The organism is Mucilaginibacter terrae (assembly GCF_031951985.1).
In the GTDB taxonomy this organism is placed as follows: Bacteria; Bacteroidota; Bacteroidia; order Sphingobacteriales; family Sphingobacteriaceae; genus Mucilaginibacter; species Mucilaginibacter terrae_A.
This window is the reverse complement of sequence record NZ_JAVLVU010000001.1, coordinates 4,465,046-4,482,164: the sequence shown is the minus strand read 5'-3', so window position 1 is coordinate 4,482,164 and position 17,119 is coordinate 4,465,046. Positions and strand designations below refer to the sequence as shown.

Sequence of the window (17,119 nt, the reverse complement as noted above, 5' to 3'; positions counted from 1 at the left end):
CCAGGGTTTAGATTATACTTTAAGCTTTGGGTGAATTTTGCGCAAATTGATATTCACCTTATTGCGGCAGGCATTAAAAAAGTTGGCCGAAAAAAACATATTTACCTTGCTTGGAAACTTTTTAAAAGTACCTAAGCTATTGATATAATAAGTAGGCTTGAGCGTTGGATTGATGTGAAAATAATAGGTAGCCTTAAAATAAATAAAGTGCACAAGGAGATATTCTTTTCCCCTGTACAACACCTGGCCTTTATTTACAGTTACCGCTTCTTCGCCGCTGGGCTCAAGTATTACATCTTCAAAATAACAGTTCAAGCCCTGTTGCTGCTCGGTAAATATTACTTCAGTGAGGCTGTGTATGTTGGTTTTTATATCGAAGATGCTTTTGCCATCCTTTAGATCCTGGAAAAAGTTGCCACCGCATTCGTCAAAGCCGGTGTACTCCACTTCCTGGAAGCATTTTTGCCAGTCGCGGCTTTTCATAAACAGGGTATTGCACCGCTCTGTATTTCTGAACAGGAAAAATGAACCCGACACATACTCTTTTATACCACTAAAAAAGTCAATATTATTCAGTGTATCGGCATTTACAAATTTGGCAAAGTTGCCCACGATCAAATCTGTATCTATCGATCCCCAGTAGTCATACTCTTTTAGGTATTCTTCGAATATATAGCCGTAGGTAGGTTTAAGGTCGCAAAACTTGTAAGGCTTATCAAACGCTACTTTTATACCCAGTTTGGAGTTAAACAGTTGCTGAATTTCGGCATAAGGCTTCAAGTTAACTTTTACGTTAGCGGGTAAAGCCATGGTAGGCATGCTTTCGGCAAACATAATAATGTCCAGCGGGGCATCCTTTATCGAGTCGAAAAACAAAGAAAAATACGCCGGAAACCTTCCGTAATAAGGTATTACAAAAGCAATTTTGGGTGTGTTGTTTTTTGTAGCTTCCATTACTTGCCTTTTATTGTTCGCAATACCTTTTTAAGCATTTGATGAGGCTTTGACAACTGATAGTAACGCAATTCGGCATTACGTTCAAACTGGCTTAACAGGTATGGGTAATGCTTTTTTACGGCATCCAGGTTTTCATGCCCCGAAGCAATACTGCTCGAAACGCCTGTTTTATCAAAATAGCTGATGATCAGTGGTATCTTCTCAAACTCAGCCTTATGGTCAACCAGTGCCTGTAACAGGAAAAACCAGTCGGACGCTACTTTATATTCTTCGCGATAACCGCCAATGGCATTAAGCAAACTTGTTTTTATAAAAGTGGCCTGGTGCGGCAGGTTGGTATAGGTTAACTTAAACAGGTCGATGTCGGCTTCGTGAGTAGGTATTTTTACGGTGCCGTCTTCATAAATAAAATACACATCGCCATAAATAATTTCTTTGCCGTTGAGGTATTTTACGGCTTCCTCCAAAACGGCAGGTGTTGCCAAGTAATCGCCCGAATTCATGAACAGGCAGTACTCGCCTTTGGCTACGGCAATACCTTTATTCATGGCATTCCAAATGCCACGGTCTTTTTCGCTAACCCAATAATTTACGCCCTGCTCATTAGCTTTAATTACATCAACACCTCCATCGGTTGAGCCACCGTCTATAACGATGTACTCAAAATCGGTATACGTTTGCGTGATGACCGATTGCATGGTTTTTTGCAAACCGGCGGCGTTGTTGTAGTTAATGGTAATTACAGAGAGCTTCATTAAATATACTTATGCTTTTAACAATGATTTATATAATGTGATGTACTCGTTTATTTTATCGTTGATGTTAAACCGGGTGAGCGTATCTTCTACAATTGCTTTACGGTCAAATTGGGTATCCAATGCTTTGTTTATAGCATCGGCCAATGCTGAGGCTGTAAAATCGGCAGCCAGGTAACCGTTCAGCCCATCAATAATAATATCCTTACTGCCACCATTAGGGAACGATACCACCGGCGTACCGCAAGCGGTTGACTCAATGGTTACCTGCCCAAAGGCCTCTTCAATAGAAGGCATGATGAAGTAATCGGCAGCCGAGTATAGAATGCTCAATACCTTTTCGCTATTTACATGGCCCACGTGGTATACATTATCGGCCTTAGGCACTTCGCCGCTGCCAAAAACGCAAATGCACAAATCATTGCGGTTAATGAGTTTCAGGGCATCCAAAAGCAAACCGTAACCCTTACGTTCATCGGCCGGAATATCGGCACCAAACAACAGAATTATTTTATCATGTGGCAGGTTAAACTCGTTACGTGCAAAAGCAGCATCGTGTGGTTTAAAGTTATTACTATCAATGCCGTTATGTATAACCTGCTTTTTAAAACGCCCGATAACACGGCTTGCATCAGCTTTCTCTTTCACCCAGTTTGATATGGGCACCATGGTTAAGTTAGCCTTTTTAAGCGCTTTTATCTTTGTTTTTTCGTTAGTTTTCAGTTCAGCAGCAAGTTCGTTAAACGGGAAACCGGTTTCGTAATGATAGCCTCCGCCGCAGGTATATAAATCGGGCATACGCCATATTACGGGCTTGGTGCTTTTGGCAAAAAATGATGGTTCATCTATCATTCCACGCACCCAATTTAACTGAATTATATCGGCCTCTTTATATAGCGGGCTTTTGGTAATATCATGATAAGATGTTGGATTGGAGTACAGCATGCCTGGCTTCAACTTCTGCTGTATCCTGTCTATCTTACCATTATCACGTATAAACCTGATTTTGCCCAGCACGCGGTCCCACAAGCGACCTATAAGCCCTGTTGGCGCATCCGAATAAGTATAAGTTTCTTCAACGTTTTTGGTACGCTTTAAAAACAACACTTTAGAGTCGACACCGTGTTTGAGCAAACCTTTGTGTATGCGCAGACATGCGGTAGCCGCACCGCCAAAATCAACTGTATTTACGTGTAATACCTTCACTTCTTGTTACTCTTTTTTATTTGATGTTTAAGCCTGTGATGATATCTTACCATAGCCAAAAAATGCTGCAAATGAATAAGCCATAACCGCTGAACTTTGGTAGTTCCGGGCGTGTTATGCCATATATCATTTACATATATCCAATTTGGCTTAAAGTGGCGTAAGTAGTTCAAAAAGGTTGTGAGCTTTGGCCCCGGCTGATAAGGTAAAAAGCTGGCTTGCCCCTTTCCTACCCTTTTCTCCTTTTTGTAAAGTTCTTTAATTGAATCGCGGGCCGGGTGGTTTACTGCAACATCGGCCGAATAGGCTATTTTCAATCCGGCGGCCTCTGCTTTTTGTCCCCACAGGTAATCGCCGCCCGATTCTACAGTTTCATCAAACGGGCCAATAGTATTAAACACCACCCGCTTTACAAATAAGTTGCCCGTTACCGCAAAACCCGATTTGGCATAGCTCTCCTGTGGAAAGGCATATTTCATATCAAACAATTCGGTAAAGGTTGGGCCTTTGCCTTTAAAAAATATGTGCAGCGGTCCACCTATTCTTGTAATATCAGCATGGGTAGTAAAATACGCTACCGCGTTTTTAATCCAGTCTTTATCAGGTACACAGTCCGAATCGGTAAAGCCTAAAATATCGCCTTTAGCTATTTTCAGTGCAGCGTTACGGGCGGCATATGAGCCGTGGTTGGTTTCGGTAATGATGGTGCAGTTGCCAGGTGTAAAAAACCCTGCAGGTACGGTATCATGAGCATAATTGTTTACCACAATTATTTCGAAGGCATTTTGGCTAAAGCTTTGGTCAGCTAAAGCCTTTAAGCAAAGCTCCAGGCGGTGCCAGTCTTTATAAGTAGGAATGATGATTGATACCTGTACCATACTTATCAGCCTTTTATAGTTCTTTTAATTTTATTCAGCGAATCCTTAACCTGCACCTTTAACGGAATGCGCATACCTAACGACTTCATTTTTTGGCTTACATAAGCCGGAATAATGAAGCGGTTACGCATCAGTTCATCATATATATAAGTTTGCACCGCATCAGCCCGTTCGGGGCTTTGCAAATTTGCTTGTTTCAAAAAATCTTTGATTCGCAAACGCAATTGCACCCTCGAATCAATAATCTGCGCAAACCTGCTTTTATCATCACTTGCCGAAATACCACTCTCCAATTTATGTATCAGTGTTAGCGGGCGTTGGTCAAAGGCTACTTTAACACCGGGGTTTTGCATCATCCTAAACATCAGGTCATATTCCTGCGATGATTTTAGGGATTCATCCCACCCGTTTATGGATAGCAAGGCAGCCTTGCCAAATAAATTTGCGCTGGTAATCCCGATCTGAGATTTTATCAGCGCAACCCATGCATCATTTATATAAAGTTTACGCGGTGTGCGCACTTCGGTCTCACCGTTTCGTGCTACAAAAATAGCTTCACCTGCTATTAATTGCGCCCCTTGCTGCTGCATTAAATTCAGCTGCCCTTCAATTTTGCCGGGCAACAATTCGTCATCAGCATCAAGGTATTGTATAACCTCGCCCTGTGCATGTACCAAACCTTTATTGCGTGCAGCCGGAGCTCCCTTTTTTGTTTCCTGGTAAACCTTTATAAGCCCGGGATACTTTTGGGCATAGGTGTTCAACATCTCAAGAGTATTATCGGCCGAGTTGTTATCAACCAATATGAGTTCCCAGTGCTTATGTGTTTGAGCAAATACACTGTTAATAGCCCTGTGTATAAAGTTTTGCGAATTATAGCAAGGAATAATCACAGATACCAGTTCTGCACTATTGCTATCAGCACTTGTATGTAGGCTATTCTCGCTCATTATTTAAGCCCGCACTTGTTAGTTTAACAATTTAAATACCCGCTTCGCAAAAAAGTTGGCACTCAACGCTTTTTGTTTATACAGCTTATATAAAAGGTAGGCGTATGAGCCTTTCTTTTTTAAATGGAATACCAGCAAGTCTTCCTGCGGCGTACCAATTACCATATCAAGGTTTTCGAGGCAAATTTTAATGGCGATGGATGATACATCAACATAAAATATACTTTCCTTAATAGCCAGCTCCTGCCCTATGTGCATGTATATACGCTGCTCAACCCGTTTTTTAGGGTTCTTGGTAACACCGTTATCAAAGTGTATACGCTGGTATAATAACTCGTTCACAAAACCGGCTTCGCCAAGTTTTAACAACTCGCGTTTAAGGTTTGTAAACTGGCCGTATTTAAAAATAGCATTATAGCCACCGGTTTGAAAATACTGCGACCGGCGGTACATTACCTCGCCCTGCGTAAAGTGGGCTTTGGCATTAGCATCAGCTATAGGATTATGTATTACTTTGCCCTCTTTAGAAACATCTTCGAGCAAACAACCAACAATAGCCACGTTAGGGTTATCAAGCATGTGCTGTACCTGCTTGGCTATCCGCTCTTTAAACGACACATCGCCTGCACCATGAATGGCAATGAGCTCGCCCCTTGACTCGGCTATGGCTGCAATTATTCCCTTGGTAAAGCCCATGTTCTTTTCGTGCCTTAGTACCCTCAAACGCGGATCATTAAAGGCAGCAATAAGCTCAGAGGTGCCGTCTGTTGAGCAATCATCAAATATGATATATTCAAAGTTAGGATAACTTTGATCAAGCACACTTTGAATAGATTGCTGTAAGTTTTCTTTACGGTTATAATACCCCGTAATAATACTCACCAAAGGATAACTGCTCATATGTAGTATTATATAATACGTTGTTCTACTTCGAGATCGACTTCAAACTTTTCTTTTACCCTACCCTGCACATTACTGATGAGTTCCATAATATCGGAACCGGTAGCATTAGCATGGTTAATAATAAAACCGCTATGTTTTTCAGATACTTTGGCACCGCCAATGGTGTAACCTTTTAAGCCCAGCTCATCAATCATAGGACCAACAAACCTGCCCGGAGGGCGCTTGAATACACTGCCGGCATTAGGATATTCGCGCGGTTGCTTTGCCCAGCGCGCCTCTTTGGTTTTATCCATTTTGGCTTTAATTTCATCAGAATCACCTTTTTTTAACTGCAGCAACGCACGGCATACAATCATTTCAGGATTCTTTTGAAAGAAGCTGTTACGATATTCAAAGTTTATTTCTTCAACAGTAATGGTATTAAAGGTATCGTTATTGGGGTCGTAATAATAAACATCAATCAGCAGGGCTTTAATGTCTTCGCCACCCGCACCGGCATTCATTACCACGGCACCTCCTAAGGAGCTTGGTATATCGTAGTAAATTTCTAACCCGGTAAGACCATTAGCTAATGCAAACTCGCTGAGGTCTTTCATATCAACCCCCGCCTGGCAGCTAATCTGGTCTTCGCCCTTGAGGGTAATGTTATTGTACGTACCGGAAAATATTACAAAATCGGCATCATAATAATCTTTAGAAAGGATAACGTTGTAACCGCCACCCAGTACGATCTTTTTTTGATCGGGATCTGAAAACAGGCTACGGATATCCTCATCATACTCCGGGAAGTATGCGTTGCGGCACACTGCACTCAAGCGATATGAGTTATACTCTTTAAGATTAAAATTGGTATAAGCCTTCATAGGTTTTAGTAGATTAAATGTGCTGTTAAATAGCCTTATTCTACTGTAATGTTAACGCCAAGATCTTTCAATTTTTGCTCCATGTTGTTGTAACCGCGCAGGGCCATTTCAACATTATGAATAGTGGTTTGACCTTCAGCCAGTAAACCGGCAATAACAACGGCCATACTTCCGCGTAAGTCGGTCGACTCAGCTACTGCGCCACTGATAGATTTTCCACCTTCTACGGTAATAGCGCCCGGCTTCCAGGTTAAGGCATTATCGTAAAACTTGTTTAACTCGGCACAATATTTTAAACGTTCCGGGTAACGGTAATCGTAAATACGGCTGGTACCATTGGCGTGTAAGCCCAACATGGTGTAAAACGGCTGCATATCTGATATAATACCAGGGTGGGTACCACAAGCCAATTCAAAAGGTTGAATTTGTCCGTTGGTTAAACACTCCGGAGATACAATTACATTGTTATTATTACGATACAAATCGATACCCATGTGCTTTAAATGTATCAGCGGAATTTCCATGGTATCAAAAGGCACATCCTCTACCGTAATACGGCCACCTGATATAATGCCGTAAACGATCCAGGTAATAGCCTCAATACGATCGGGCATCACCTGGAAGATCGATCCACGCAGGTATTTAGCACCAACAACTTTGATGAAGCTGTTACCAACCACATCAATTTTAGCACCCAGTGAACGCAAAAATTGTATCAAGCTATCAACCTCGGGGCTGATGTAAGCATTTTTTATAATAGTTTCGCCATCAACAATTGAGGCTGAAATTAAAGCGTTTTCGGTACCACCAATAGTTGATATAGGGAAGTTGATTTCGCCCGGTTGAAAACCGTTAGGTGCGCTCACTTCAATATAATCAGGTTTTTCGGTAACGGTGGCACCTAATTGTTGCCAAACCATCATGTGCAGATCATAGCCGCGGTCGCCAATTTTACAGCCACCCGGGTAAGGTATACGAGCAACACCCGAACGTTTGATTTGACCCGCAACCAACAAATACGTGGTACGGATAGGGTAATTATAATCAGTTAAATCGGCAAGCTCATAACCTGTTGGGTCAACTGTTACGGTTTGCTCCAGCTCGTTAATGGTAACTTTTCCGCCGCATTTATCAATAAAATCCATTTTGTAGCGGGCATCCACCAGTTCGGTTGGAAAGTTGTTGAGCGTTACCGTTTCATCAGCAATTAAAGCAGCACTTAGTAAACGTGTACTGGCATTTTTGGCACCGCTAACACGCACTTGACCCGATGGTGTTTGGCCGCCCTGTATGTATGCCTTTAAATTGGATTTCATTTTATATTCGTTTTAATTATTGGATTGGTTGGTTATACGTGTTGTAATGATACCATTTTCTGGAATCGTTCTGAAATATTGAGTAATTGTTCATAATTACCCGATGCTGATATCTGTCCTTTATCCATCAGGTAAATTACATCGGCATTTTTAATGGTTGATAGGCGGTGAGCAATTACGATCATGGTATACTCGCCCTGCAACTCATCAATACTATCTTGTATAAAGCGTTCGGTTTGCGAATCGAGCGCCGATGTAGCCTCATCAAGTATTAAAATATCTACTCTTTTAAATAACTCACGCGCTATAGAAATACGTTGTTTTTGACCTCCCGACACTAAAATACCGTTATCGCCCATCACCGTATCTTCTTTATTTTCCAAGTTTTCAATAAACTCTACTAACGATACTTTCCTGATAACCTCACGGAATCTTTCTTCATTTTCGGCAGTACGTTCGGCCCAGAAGGTTACGTTGTTGTACACACTATCTGAAAAAATAACCGGGTCTTGAGAAATGTACCCGATATGCGTTCTAAAGCTATCTAAGTTGTAGTCGTAAATATTTTTACCATCAACCAGCAAATTGCCATCAGTAGTGCGCAGTAGCGTGGTAATTACGTTAGCCAGCGTTGACTTACCCGACCCACTCTCGCCAATAAAGGCAACGGTATGGTTTTTAGGAATTACCATATTGATGTTAGTAAGAGCCGGCTTGCTATTGTAAGCAAAATTTAAATTCCGAAGCTCGATAGAACTGGTGAATTCGCCAAACTTAAGTTCGGGCTGAATTTCGCGTTCTTTATGCATCAACACCTTTAAATCAGAAATAGATTGCAAACCACCTAAGTTTTGCATAAAGCCCTGCCATGACATTTGTACCAGCACCAGGCCGTTAAGTGCACGATAGAATAACAATAAACTTAGTAATATTGAACCCAGCGTACTGCCCATAAAGTTTACCTGTATGATAATTACGGCAGCCACAATGAAGATGATAACAGGTTCGCGGGTACTACCGGTTACTGATTGCCAACGCCCTATTTTACGATTTAACTTTACAACCTCATCAATTACGGTTTTGAGTTTGCTTGAAAATTCATAAAAATGATTCGTGGCTTTCAGGTATTTAAAAGCATGTATGGCCTGAATTATAAAACCACTGAAGAGGTTGCCTCTTCTCGAAATTTCGATTGAAGTGGCCTTAACACTTTCAGTTATTTGCTTGTATAAGAAATTTGATAACGCGCCGCCTGCAATAATAAAGAAGGCAAACTGCCAGTTGGCTATAAACGCTAAAATTATATATGATATTAATACGATGATCGATTTAAGGGTACCCAAAAACTGAATCATGGCCTGTATATTTTTGCCAACCTCGGCAGTAACCGCGTTTTGTATGCGGCCGGCGTCGAGTCTTAAAAAGCCCTGGTAGCTCAGGTTGTCAAGGTCTTCGATCTGCTTCATGCGCAGGGCTATCATATAGCGCTGACGCAAATCAATTTGCTCCATAGACAGCCAATAGTTTAAAAGGCCTTTTATAACAAAAACCAAAACCATAAAACCTAATACGGTTACCAGGTTTAACGGCAATCCTACTAAACCAAAGGCCTTTACCACAAATGCCAAACCACCCATAGCATCGGCATTACCAGCACCGCCACTTTCGTTTACAAACTGCAGCAGTGGTATAAACAATGCCAAACCCAAACCATCCAGCAAGCCCAGGAATACCGAAAGTACAATATTGAAGATTAACTGGTTCCCCAGCGTATCGTAGAAATATCTGAAGTATCCTAATGGAGAATGTTTTAAGTCTAAAGCCATACAGTTGTTATAATCTTCGTATCGTAATAATAATCCGGGTTAGAGTTTTACAGCAGTTTCATTGGTATCGCAATGCCAAATAAGCAAATGCGGGTTGTTTTTGGTAAAGCTCTCCGCCTCTTCGGCCGATACGATAAGCACACGTACCTTACGACCAATTAAGCGCTCTACTTTTTCAAGCAAGCTATAAACATACATTTTATCAAGCTCATTGCCTACCAGCAACAAGTCTATAATTTTATTATCAATGCCCCGCGCAAAATCGCCTATAACGTAGGCCGAGTGCAAATCGCCAATGCGGCATAAAACTTTCTCAATAATTTCATCGATGCCTACAAACTTAATAAGCAGGTTATAAATATCTTTATAAACCGAATGCTGTTTATTAGCCTGGTATATTTTTTTATTACCATCAACCTTGGCAACCAGCAGACCGGCATCCTCAAACCTGTTAAGCTCTACCCTAATTGCATTACTCGATTCTCCAAACTCACTTTCCAGTCCGCGCAAATAAGATTTGTTATCGCCGTTGAGGAAAAACTTCATCAGCAATTTCAATCTTGTTTTCGAGGTAATTAAAGCATCTAACATTTATTCACCAATCTTTGAGTAACAAAACTACTCAATGATTGCATTCAAAACAAATATATTTTTAACGAAACTTCTCAAAAATTATAAAAACATCAATAAAAGCACGATTAAGATGCAAATTAATCATAAATTAATTTCACCTTAACATTTACACCAACATATCTTATTTAAAATCACAATCAAAAAACTCAATCACAATCTTAACTAACAGTATAATTAGGGGGTCTGTACCTTAACAATATTATCAAATTGCTGCGCTAAAAGAACGGTTGACATTTTTGCACCGGCAACCTTCATATGGCCAACATCGTAAGCATTTTTAACTTGCCATAAACCAGTATGTGTTAATGGATTGGCAATTTCTATAACCGTGTTTTGTGGCAACGCCGCTTTAAGTGCTAAAACTTCGGTGTAGCTACCCAACCTCGGCTGAATTACAAAAGTTAGTTTTATTCCAAGCTGGGACGATTTCTCTAAAAGCTGTTTTAATTTTTGAAGGTGTGCTAACGGTGGCGTTTGTGGCTTATCAGCAGTTTTAAACTCGTTTTCTACCGCTATCCTTCTTGTATTTAACGAATTACTATCAACTTCAAACTTCTCCCTGATATCAGTCAATTCTTTACGACGGTCATCGCTGTTAGTGTATTTAACCTCGTCTTCAAGTGATATGTAGCCGTCTTTTTTAAAGCCGATATTTAATTGCCTGTCGGGGTCGGGCTTGGTAAGGTCAATATAGTTAAAGCCAATCTGGCGCAATAAGTAAGCAAATGCATAGTTACCACACATCTGCAACCTGGATTTAGAGTTATGAATAGTGCTTTTGAAATAGCTCCATATAAACTTCATGTTACTACTGCTCATCCAGTAATACCCTTTACGGGTGGTCATGTTTTTATTGGTTACGCCATCTAAGGGATGAATTTCGATAAAGGCGTAACTAATATTTTTATTCCCGGAAGCTTTGTAGTCATTTAAAAACCGTTCGTATTGGGTATAGGTTTCGAGCGATTTATTAGCCGGAGTGCCTAAATTATATGATCGGGTATTCACATTACCAGCCCTGCTTACCGAATCAAAGGCTGAAGGGATTATATGGCGCAAGGTACGGCTGCTGCCAAAAAACAGCGTGTTGTACTGTTTTATGTTTTGCTGCAAGTACTGGTAACGGCTATCAAAGCGCTCATCACCTGCTATTGGCAGTGTATTATTTAACACTATGTTTACAATAACTGTTACCGTAAAAAACAATAACAAACGGGTTAAAAACTTCTTCATTTGTTAAAACTGAAAATATATAAACACCTGTTCGTTATTTGCATATACATACACTAATGCCGCCATGGTATAATAAAGCCCCCATCTGGCTATAGCAGGAACTTTACCTGCCTTTAGCTTTTCTATGGCATATTTATTTTCACGCCCCAGCCATTCCATTATTAAAAATACTACTACCAGTACAGGTAAAACGCCCAACGGTACATTGGTTGATGCAAAAATGCTTTGAGAGAAAATTCCTTTTATGTAACGGAATGCGTGGCTCAGGCTTTCAGCCCTGAAAAATATCCAGGCAAATACGGTAAGCGCAAAAGTGATTACCATTTGCAATAATTCTCTCAGGTTTGGAAATAATTTACCCTGTGCAACTGTTTCGAGATTTTTACGGTTGGTTTTAAATATTACTGATGGCATGATGAATAAGGCGTTCAAACCACCCCAAACCACAAAGGTCCAGTTGGCGCCATGCCAAAAACCACTCACCAAAAATATTATAAAGGTATTGCGCACGGTTTTCAGCATTCCGCCACGACTGCCACCTAACGGGAAATACAAATAATCTTTAAACCACGATGATAGCGAAATGTGCCATCTGCGCCAAAATTCGGCAATATCACGCGAAAAGTAAGGGTAAGCGAAGTTGCGCAACAATTCAAAACCAAATAACCGGGCCGTACCTAAGGCGATATCTGAGTACCCCGAAAAATCGCCATATATCTGGAAGGTAAACATCAATGCTCCCAATATCAGGGCACTGGCTGTATGATGGTCAGAATTATTGAAAACGATATTGGCTATTTGTGCACAGTTATCGGCAATAACTACCTTTTTAAACAATCCCCACAATATTTGCCTCAAGCCGTCTACCGCACGGCTATAATCAAAGTGCCGGGGTTTTTCAACTTGTGGCAACAGGTGTGTAGCACGCTCGATAGGGCCAGCAACCAGCAGCGGAAAAAAGCTTACAAATAATGAATATTGTACAAAATTGGTAGAAGGTTCAATTTTGCGGTTATAAATATCAAACACGTATGATAAACCATGGAATGTATAAAAGGATATACCAACCGGCAATAGTATACTGAGGGTAGATACATTCATTTTATAATGAAAGCCGGTCATCATCATATCGGCAAAGGAGTGCGCAAAGAAATTGTAGTACTTAAAAAAGCTAAGGAAACCAAGGTTTATACCCACACTCAAAACCAGCCATATTTTACGCCAATGCTGCGATTGTGAATTATGGATTTTTAATCCCGAATAGTAATCCAAAAAAGTTGAGAATGCCAGGAGGAAGAGGAAGCGCCAGTCCCAGCAACTATAAAAATAATAACTACTTAAGAGCAGCAGAAAGTTTTGCAGCCTAAGCGATTTATTAAATACAAACCAATATAGTATAAATACTATTGGTAAAAACACTGCAAAACTTAGAGAGTTAAATAGCATATTGAGAATGATGCTTTATTATAGTTTTAAAGATATTTTCCCGCTTGCATTTTTTTGCAGATGCATTTGATCAATCACCTTTTTATCAAAGATATTTACCCCATTTTGATTGAGGTGGTTATCGTCGAAAAACAAGCTATCAGGAAATGACAAGGATGTATTAAAATTATGGTAAGCCCCATAACCCGAAAAAAGTTTATCCATCTCAGCGTTGTTACTTATCGAACTATATAATTTTTTACTAATAGGCGACTGAATTAACACGTAAGGAATTTTTCTTTTTTTCAAATTCTCAATTATGCGTTCAAATGCTTCTTTTTGTTTTTGGTTTATAACATATGCCCCTTTAGTTATTGGCCGCTTTGAACGGTATTGTTTGTAACTCTCCACATACCCACCTGCAATGTAAGTATCGGCTGCATGATGCACAGGTTGTTTAAAACCTGCGTTTAGCGAAAGCTTTTGCCTCACAAACGAATATAAAAGCGTATTGTAAGTTTTTATGTTATTAACTCTTGCAGCAAGCTCGAATTCTTTTGCATCAACATCATCATTAGCTATTAAATCTAATGCCGACTCTACGCCATCCAAACCAAACACTTTAGGATAAACATCAAATACAACTAATTTAGGATTAAGCCGATCCAGATACTTTTCCATAATAACCTCGGTTATTAAAGGCGATTGGGCAGATGAACCTAAATTAAATGAACTGAAACCTGCTTGCTTGAAAATTCGGGTATCATAACTACGGTAGGCATGAGACGAGCCCAAAAACACAATGTCCACATCTTTTGACTGCTTAGCTTCTTGCAAACGACTGTATAAAAAACCACTACCTCCTAACTTGTAATTCAGGTTCTTTTTGAGCATAGTGGGTGCAAACTTGCCAAACCCTACTATTATAATTACATATAATACAAGGCCGTATAAGGCAAACACTAATAAACTTGTTAAAAAACGCTTCATTTACTTAAAGAAAGTATAGATTTTTACGAACACAATTTACTGCTTAATACTATTGGCAACAGCTGCTGCACTGGTTTTACCCAGCTTTAATTGCTTAATAACTGCTGTATTATAAATATTTACTCCCCACTGGTTAAGGTGGCTATTATCGGCAAACATCGAATCGGGAATAGTAATTAATTTATTAAAGTTATAATATTTACCAACGCCCGAAAGCAGCGAATCGACCGAAGAATTATTAGTAATGGCGGTATAACGCTTTACCGGCAGTGGTGCCTGTAATAGCACAAAGGGTATATTGTGCGCTTTAAACATAGCGGCAATACGTTTCAACGCGGCAATTTGCTTGTCATCAAACTTATAGGCACTGGCCTTTGCATACATACGATCTTCGGGAGAGGACACCTCGTAAGATTGCACAAATCCGCCTGATATGTAAGTATCACTGTCCTTTTTGAGAGATTCGGTAAAGTTTTTATTTAGCCCGGCACGCTCCCTGAAGTAGGAGTAAAACATGGTATTATAAACCTCTATACTATTGGTACGCAAAGCCATATTAAATGTACTGCCATCAACATGGCCGTTTGATACCACATCCAATGCCGACTCGATACCGTTCGATCCTAAAAAAACAGGATAAACATCGTAGATGATAAATTTAGGGTGAATATGGTTAAGGTATTGTTTAAGCAAAGCCTCTGTTTGCAACATAGTTTGGGCAGATGAACCCAGGTTAAACATTTTTATACCATGAGCTGCAAAAATACGAGGGTCATACCCCCGATAGGCGTGTGATGAACCAATAACCAGCACATCTACATTTTTCACACTATCAGCCTGCCTTACACGGGTATACATATTTCCATTGCCACCCAATACATATTTGAGGTTCTTTTTATACCTATCAGGAAAAAAGGAACCTACAAATGCCGTAGCAATAAAATATACCAAAATGGCATAAACCGAAAAATAGAGTAACCTTGTTAAAAAGCTCTTCATGCTTAAAACTGAAAATAAATAAACTCAGTTACCTCAGTTTGCATATACATACCAATAATGAAGAACATAATAGCATAAAAGCTCCATCTTATCATACGTGGCCATTTTATGCCAAATTTTTCGATGGCATACCTATTTTCACGACCCAGCCACTCCATAAAAAAGAATGGTATTAATAATGCTATGTACAAAATTGCCGGCCTTAATTCGCCGTAATGAAACGGGTTTTGAAATAAAGTTTTAGATAGAATGCCTTTAATATACTTAAACGCATGCGTTAAGCTTTCGGCCCGGAAGAATATCCATGCAAAAACGGTAAGCGTAAACGTGATGATCATTTGCAAAAGCTCCCTGATGGTTGGGAATACTTTACCCTGAGCTACCGTTTCGAGATTTTTACGATTGGTTTTAAATAAAACCGAAGGCATAATGAACAAAGCGTTTAAACCACCCCAAACCACAAAGGTCCAGTTTGCGCCGTGCCAAAAACCGCTCACCAAAAATATAACAAAGGTATTGCGAACGGTTTTAAGCATTCCGCCTCGGCTGCCGCCAAGCGGAAAATACAAATAATCTTTAAACCATGATGATAGCGAGATGTGCCACCTGCGCCAAAACTCGGCAATATCACGCGAAAAATATGGATAGGCGAAGTTGCGCAGCAGTTCGAAGCCAAACAGCCGTGCTGTTCCTAATGCCATGTCAGAGTAGCCCGAAAAATCGCCATATATCTGGAAGGCAAACATAATGGCACCCAGTGCCAATGCCGAACCTGAGTAATGGTCGGAGTTGTTAAATATAGTATTAGCAATTTGGGCGCAGTTATCGGCAATAACAATTTTCTTGAACAAGCCCCATAGTATCTGGCGCAAACCATCAACCGCACGGCTGTAATCAAAATGGCGCGGCTTTTCAACCTGCGGTAGTAAGTGAGTAGCACGCTCGATAGGACCGGCAACCAACAGCGGGAAAAAACTTACAAATAATGAGTATTGCACAAAATTGGTTGAAGGTTCAATTTTGCGGTTATATATATCAAATACATAGGATAGCCCGTGGAAAGTATAAAATGATATACCGATGGGCAGTAAAACATTGAGTGTGGCTATATTCATTTTGTAATGAAAACCAGCCATCATCATATCGGCAAAGGAGTGCGCAAAAAAGTTGTAGTATTTAAAGAACCCCAAAAATCCAAGATTGATACCCACACTAATTATTAACCAGGTTTTACGCCATTTCTGTGATTGAGAATGATGGATTTTAAGGCCAGAATAATAATCTAAAAAGGTTGAAAATGCCAGCAGGAACAGGAAGCGCCAGTCCCAGCAACTATAAAAATAATAACTGGCAAATAACAAAAGCAGGTTTTGCACTTTTAACGACCGGTTGAATACAAACCAGTATAAAGCAAATACAATAGGCAGGAATATTGCAAAACTCAGGGAGTTGAATAACATATTTAATTATGGAAAATAATTTTAAATAACAGGCAGTACGCACAGTAATTTACCAAAGCAACTATAATAACTATGCTTTATTCAATATTAGTAAATCACTTCACCCTCACGATTATATTAGTTTTGCACTAATTTGCCATAAAATTAATAAAATTTGCAAAATTCAGCATAATAATTTCAAATTTCTCATATACGATTTTCTGCATATAACTGTCACCATTTCGTTACAGGAAAAAATATTATATTTTAAAATAAAACTTGCATATCTTTATCGCTTCTGCAATCATACCCTCTTACCTTGAAAACTCTTCTTTTATTAATTGATACGCAATACCCGCGATGGGGTAAGCTTGAAATATATTTTAAATTAAAATTTGATTAGAAATACGCTGTTATCAAATTTTATTGTAAAACATACATTACAATAAATACTTAGATATACTAAAAAAACAACATTATTTATACAGATTATGAGCAATTATTAATTAAAGCATTAATAATATCTTAACTATTAATTACACCGTGTTTTCACCCCTAAAAAAACAGTTATAAGGGCAAAAACATGCATATTATTTGTATATATTTGTAAATAATATCACATTAAATAAACATTGTATTATTTGTACGGTCAATTTGTTATCAATATTGCATCTCGTTCTAAATGATTTTTGTTCCGGATCATAGAATTGAAATTAATTTCGTATTAATTAAAATTTAACGGTCAC

The 17,119-nt window shown here is 39.5% G+C and carries 15 protein-coding genes; all 15 read right to left on the bottom strand.

Going from position 1 to position 17,119, the window contains the following annotated elements:
* Positions 1-12: 12 nt before the first annotated feature.
* The 15 genes from QE417_RS19165 to QE417_RS19095 all read right to left on the bottom strand — a co-directional run bounded on the left by QE417_RS19165 (position 13) and on the right by QE417_RS19095 (position 16,394).
* Positions 13-954, bottom strand: a complete 942-nt coding sequence (locus QE417_RS19165) for a DUF6625 family protein (protein WP_311952459.1) — start codon at positions 952-954, stop codon at positions 13-15.
* Complete coding sequence (locus QE417_RS19160) at positions 954-1,712, bottom strand: glycosyltransferase family 2 protein (protein ID WP_311952457.1); 759 nt, start codon at positions 1,710-1,712, stop codon at positions 954-956. The genes QE417_RS19165 and QE417_RS19160 overlap by 1 nt, the downstream gene beginning before the upstream one ends.
* 9 nt (positions 1,713-1,721) lie before the next feature.
* On the bottom strand, positions 1,722-2,918 hold the full coding sequence (locus QE417_RS19155) for a glycosyltransferase (RefSeq protein WP_311952453.1): 1,197 nt from the start codon (positions 2,916-2,918) through the stop codon (positions 1,722-1,724).
* Entirely contained in the window at positions 2,915-3,796 is an 882-nt protein-coding gene (locus QE417_RS19150) for a glycosyltransferase (protein ID WP_311952450.1), read from the bottom strand. The genes QE417_RS19155 and QE417_RS19150 overlap by 4 nt, the downstream gene beginning before the upstream one ends.
* 5 nt (positions 3,797-3,801) lie before the next feature.
* Positions 3,802-4,746, bottom strand: coding sequence for a glycosyltransferase family 2 protein (locus QE417_RS19145; RefSeq protein WP_311952448.1), 945 nt, complete (start codon positions 4,744-4,746; stop codon positions 3,802-3,804).
* Positions 4,747-4,764: 18 nt separating this feature from the next.
* The gene (locus QE417_RS19140) at positions 4,765-5,646 is read right to left on the bottom strand and encodes a glycosyltransferase family 2 protein (RefSeq protein ID WP_311952445.1); all 882 of its coding nucleotides are present in this window, start codon (positions 5,644-5,646) and stop codon (positions 4,765-4,767) included.
* Between the two features lie 8 nt (positions 5,647-5,654).
* Complete coding sequence (gene murB, locus QE417_RS19135; RefSeq protein ID WP_311952443.1) at positions 5,655-6,512, bottom strand: UDP-N-acetylmuramate dehydrogenase; 858 nt, start codon at positions 6,510-6,512, stop codon at positions 5,655-5,657.
* 35 nt (positions 6,513-6,547) lie between these two features.
* Positions 6,548-7,828 (bottom strand): UDP-N-acetylglucosamine 1-carboxyvinyltransferase, encoded by a 1,281-nt coding sequence (locus tag QE417_RS19130; protein WP_311952441.1) that lies wholly within the window; start codon positions 7,826-7,828, stop codon positions 6,548-6,550.
* Between the two features lie 32 nt (positions 7,829-7,860).
* Positions 7,861-9,654 (bottom strand): ABC transporter ATP-binding protein, encoded by a 1,794-nt coding sequence (locus QE417_RS19125; protein WP_311952439.1) that lies wholly within the window; start codon positions 9,652-9,654, stop codon positions 7,861-7,863.
* A gap of 39 nt (positions 9,655-9,693) precedes the next feature.
* Positions 9,694-10,200 (bottom strand): ArsR family transcriptional regulator, encoded by a 507-nt coding sequence (locus tag QE417_RS19120; RefSeq protein WP_311952437.1) that lies wholly within the window; start codon positions 10,198-10,200, stop codon positions 9,694-9,696.
* 261 nt (positions 10,201-10,461) lie between these two features.
* Positions 10,462-11,520, bottom strand: a complete 1,059-nt coding sequence (locus QE417_RS19115; protein WP_311952434.1) for a hypothetical protein — start codon at positions 11,518-11,520, stop codon at positions 10,462-10,464.
* Positions 11,521-11,523: 3 nt separating this feature from the next.
* Positions 11,524-12,792, bottom strand: coding sequence for an MBOAT family O-acyltransferase (locus QE417_RS23745; protein WP_311952431.1), 1,269 nt, complete (start codon positions 12,790-12,792; stop codon positions 11,524-11,526).
* Between the two features lie 192 nt (positions 12,793-12,984).
* Positions 12,985-13,626 carry a hypothetical protein gene (locus QE417_RS19105; protein WP_311952429.1) on the bottom strand — a complete coding sequence of 214 codons (642 nt, stop codon included), beginning with the start codon at positions 13,624-13,626 and terminating at the stop codon, positions 12,985-12,987.
* Positions 13,627-13,971: 345 nt separating this feature from the next.
* A complete protein-coding gene (locus QE417_RS19100) occupies positions 13,972-14,934 on the bottom strand; it encodes a hypothetical protein (protein WP_311952426.1) in 963 nt (320 codons plus the stop codon).
* Between the two features lie 2 nt (positions 14,935-14,936).
* Positions 14,937-16,394, bottom strand: coding sequence for an MBOAT family O-acyltransferase (locus tag QE417_RS19095; protein WP_311952424.1), 1,458 nt, complete (start codon positions 16,392-16,394; stop codon positions 14,937-14,939).
* Positions 16,395-17,119: the final 725 nt, after the last annotated feature.

Excerpts from the sequence above, each read along its gene's own strand:
- QE417_RS19165 (WP_311952459.1), bottom strand. The coding sequence starts at position 954 with ATGGAAGCTACAAAAAACAACACACCCAAAATTGCTTTTGTAATACCT.
- QE417_RS19160 (WP_311952457.1), bottom strand. The coding sequence starts at position 1,712 with ATGAAGCTCTCTGTAATTACCATTAACTACAACAACGCCGCCGGTTTG.
- QE417_RS19150 (WP_311952450.1), bottom strand. The coding sequence starts at position 3,796 with ATGGTACAGGTATCAATCATCATTCCTACTTATAAAGACTGGCACCGC.
- QE417_RS19145 (WP_311952448.1), bottom strand. The coding sequence starts at position 4,746 with ATGAGCGAGAATAGCCTACATACAAGTGCTGATAGCAATAGTGCAGAA.
- QE417_RS19140 (WP_311952445.1), bottom strand. The coding sequence starts at position 5,646 with ATGAGCAGTTATCCTTTGGTGAGTATTATTACGGGGTATTATAACCGT.
- murB (WP_311952443.1), bottom strand. The coding sequence starts at position 6,512 with ATGAAGGCTTATACCAATTTTAATCTTAAAGAGTATAACTCATATCGC.
- QE417_RS19130 (WP_311952441.1), bottom strand. The coding sequence starts at position 7,828 with ATGAAATCCAATTTAAAGGCATACATACAGGGCGGCCAAACACCATCG.
- QE417_RS19125 (WP_311952439.1), bottom strand. The coding sequence starts at position 9,654 with ATGGCTTTAGACTTAAAACATTCTCCATTAGGATACTTCAGATATTTC.
- QE417_RS19120 (WP_311952437.1), bottom strand. The coding sequence starts at position 10,200 with ATGAAGTTTTTCCTCAACGGCGATAACAAATCTTATTTGCGCGGACTG.
- QE417_RS19115 (WP_311952434.1), bottom strand. The coding sequence starts at position 11,520 with ATGAAGAAGTTTTTAACCCGTTTGTTATTGTTTTTTACGGTAACAGTT.
- QE417_RS19105 (WP_311952429.1), bottom strand. The coding sequence starts at position 13,626 with ATGGAAAAGTATCTGGATCGGCTTAATCCTAAATTAGTTGTATTTGAT.
- QE417_RS19100 (WP_311952426.1), bottom strand. The coding sequence starts at position 14,934 with ATGAAGAGCTTTTTAACAAGGTTACTCTATTTTTCGGTTTATGCCATT.
- QE417_RS19095 (WP_311952424.1), bottom strand. The coding sequence starts at position 16,394 with ATGTTATTCAACTCCCTGAGTTTTGCAATATTCCTGCCTATTGTATTT.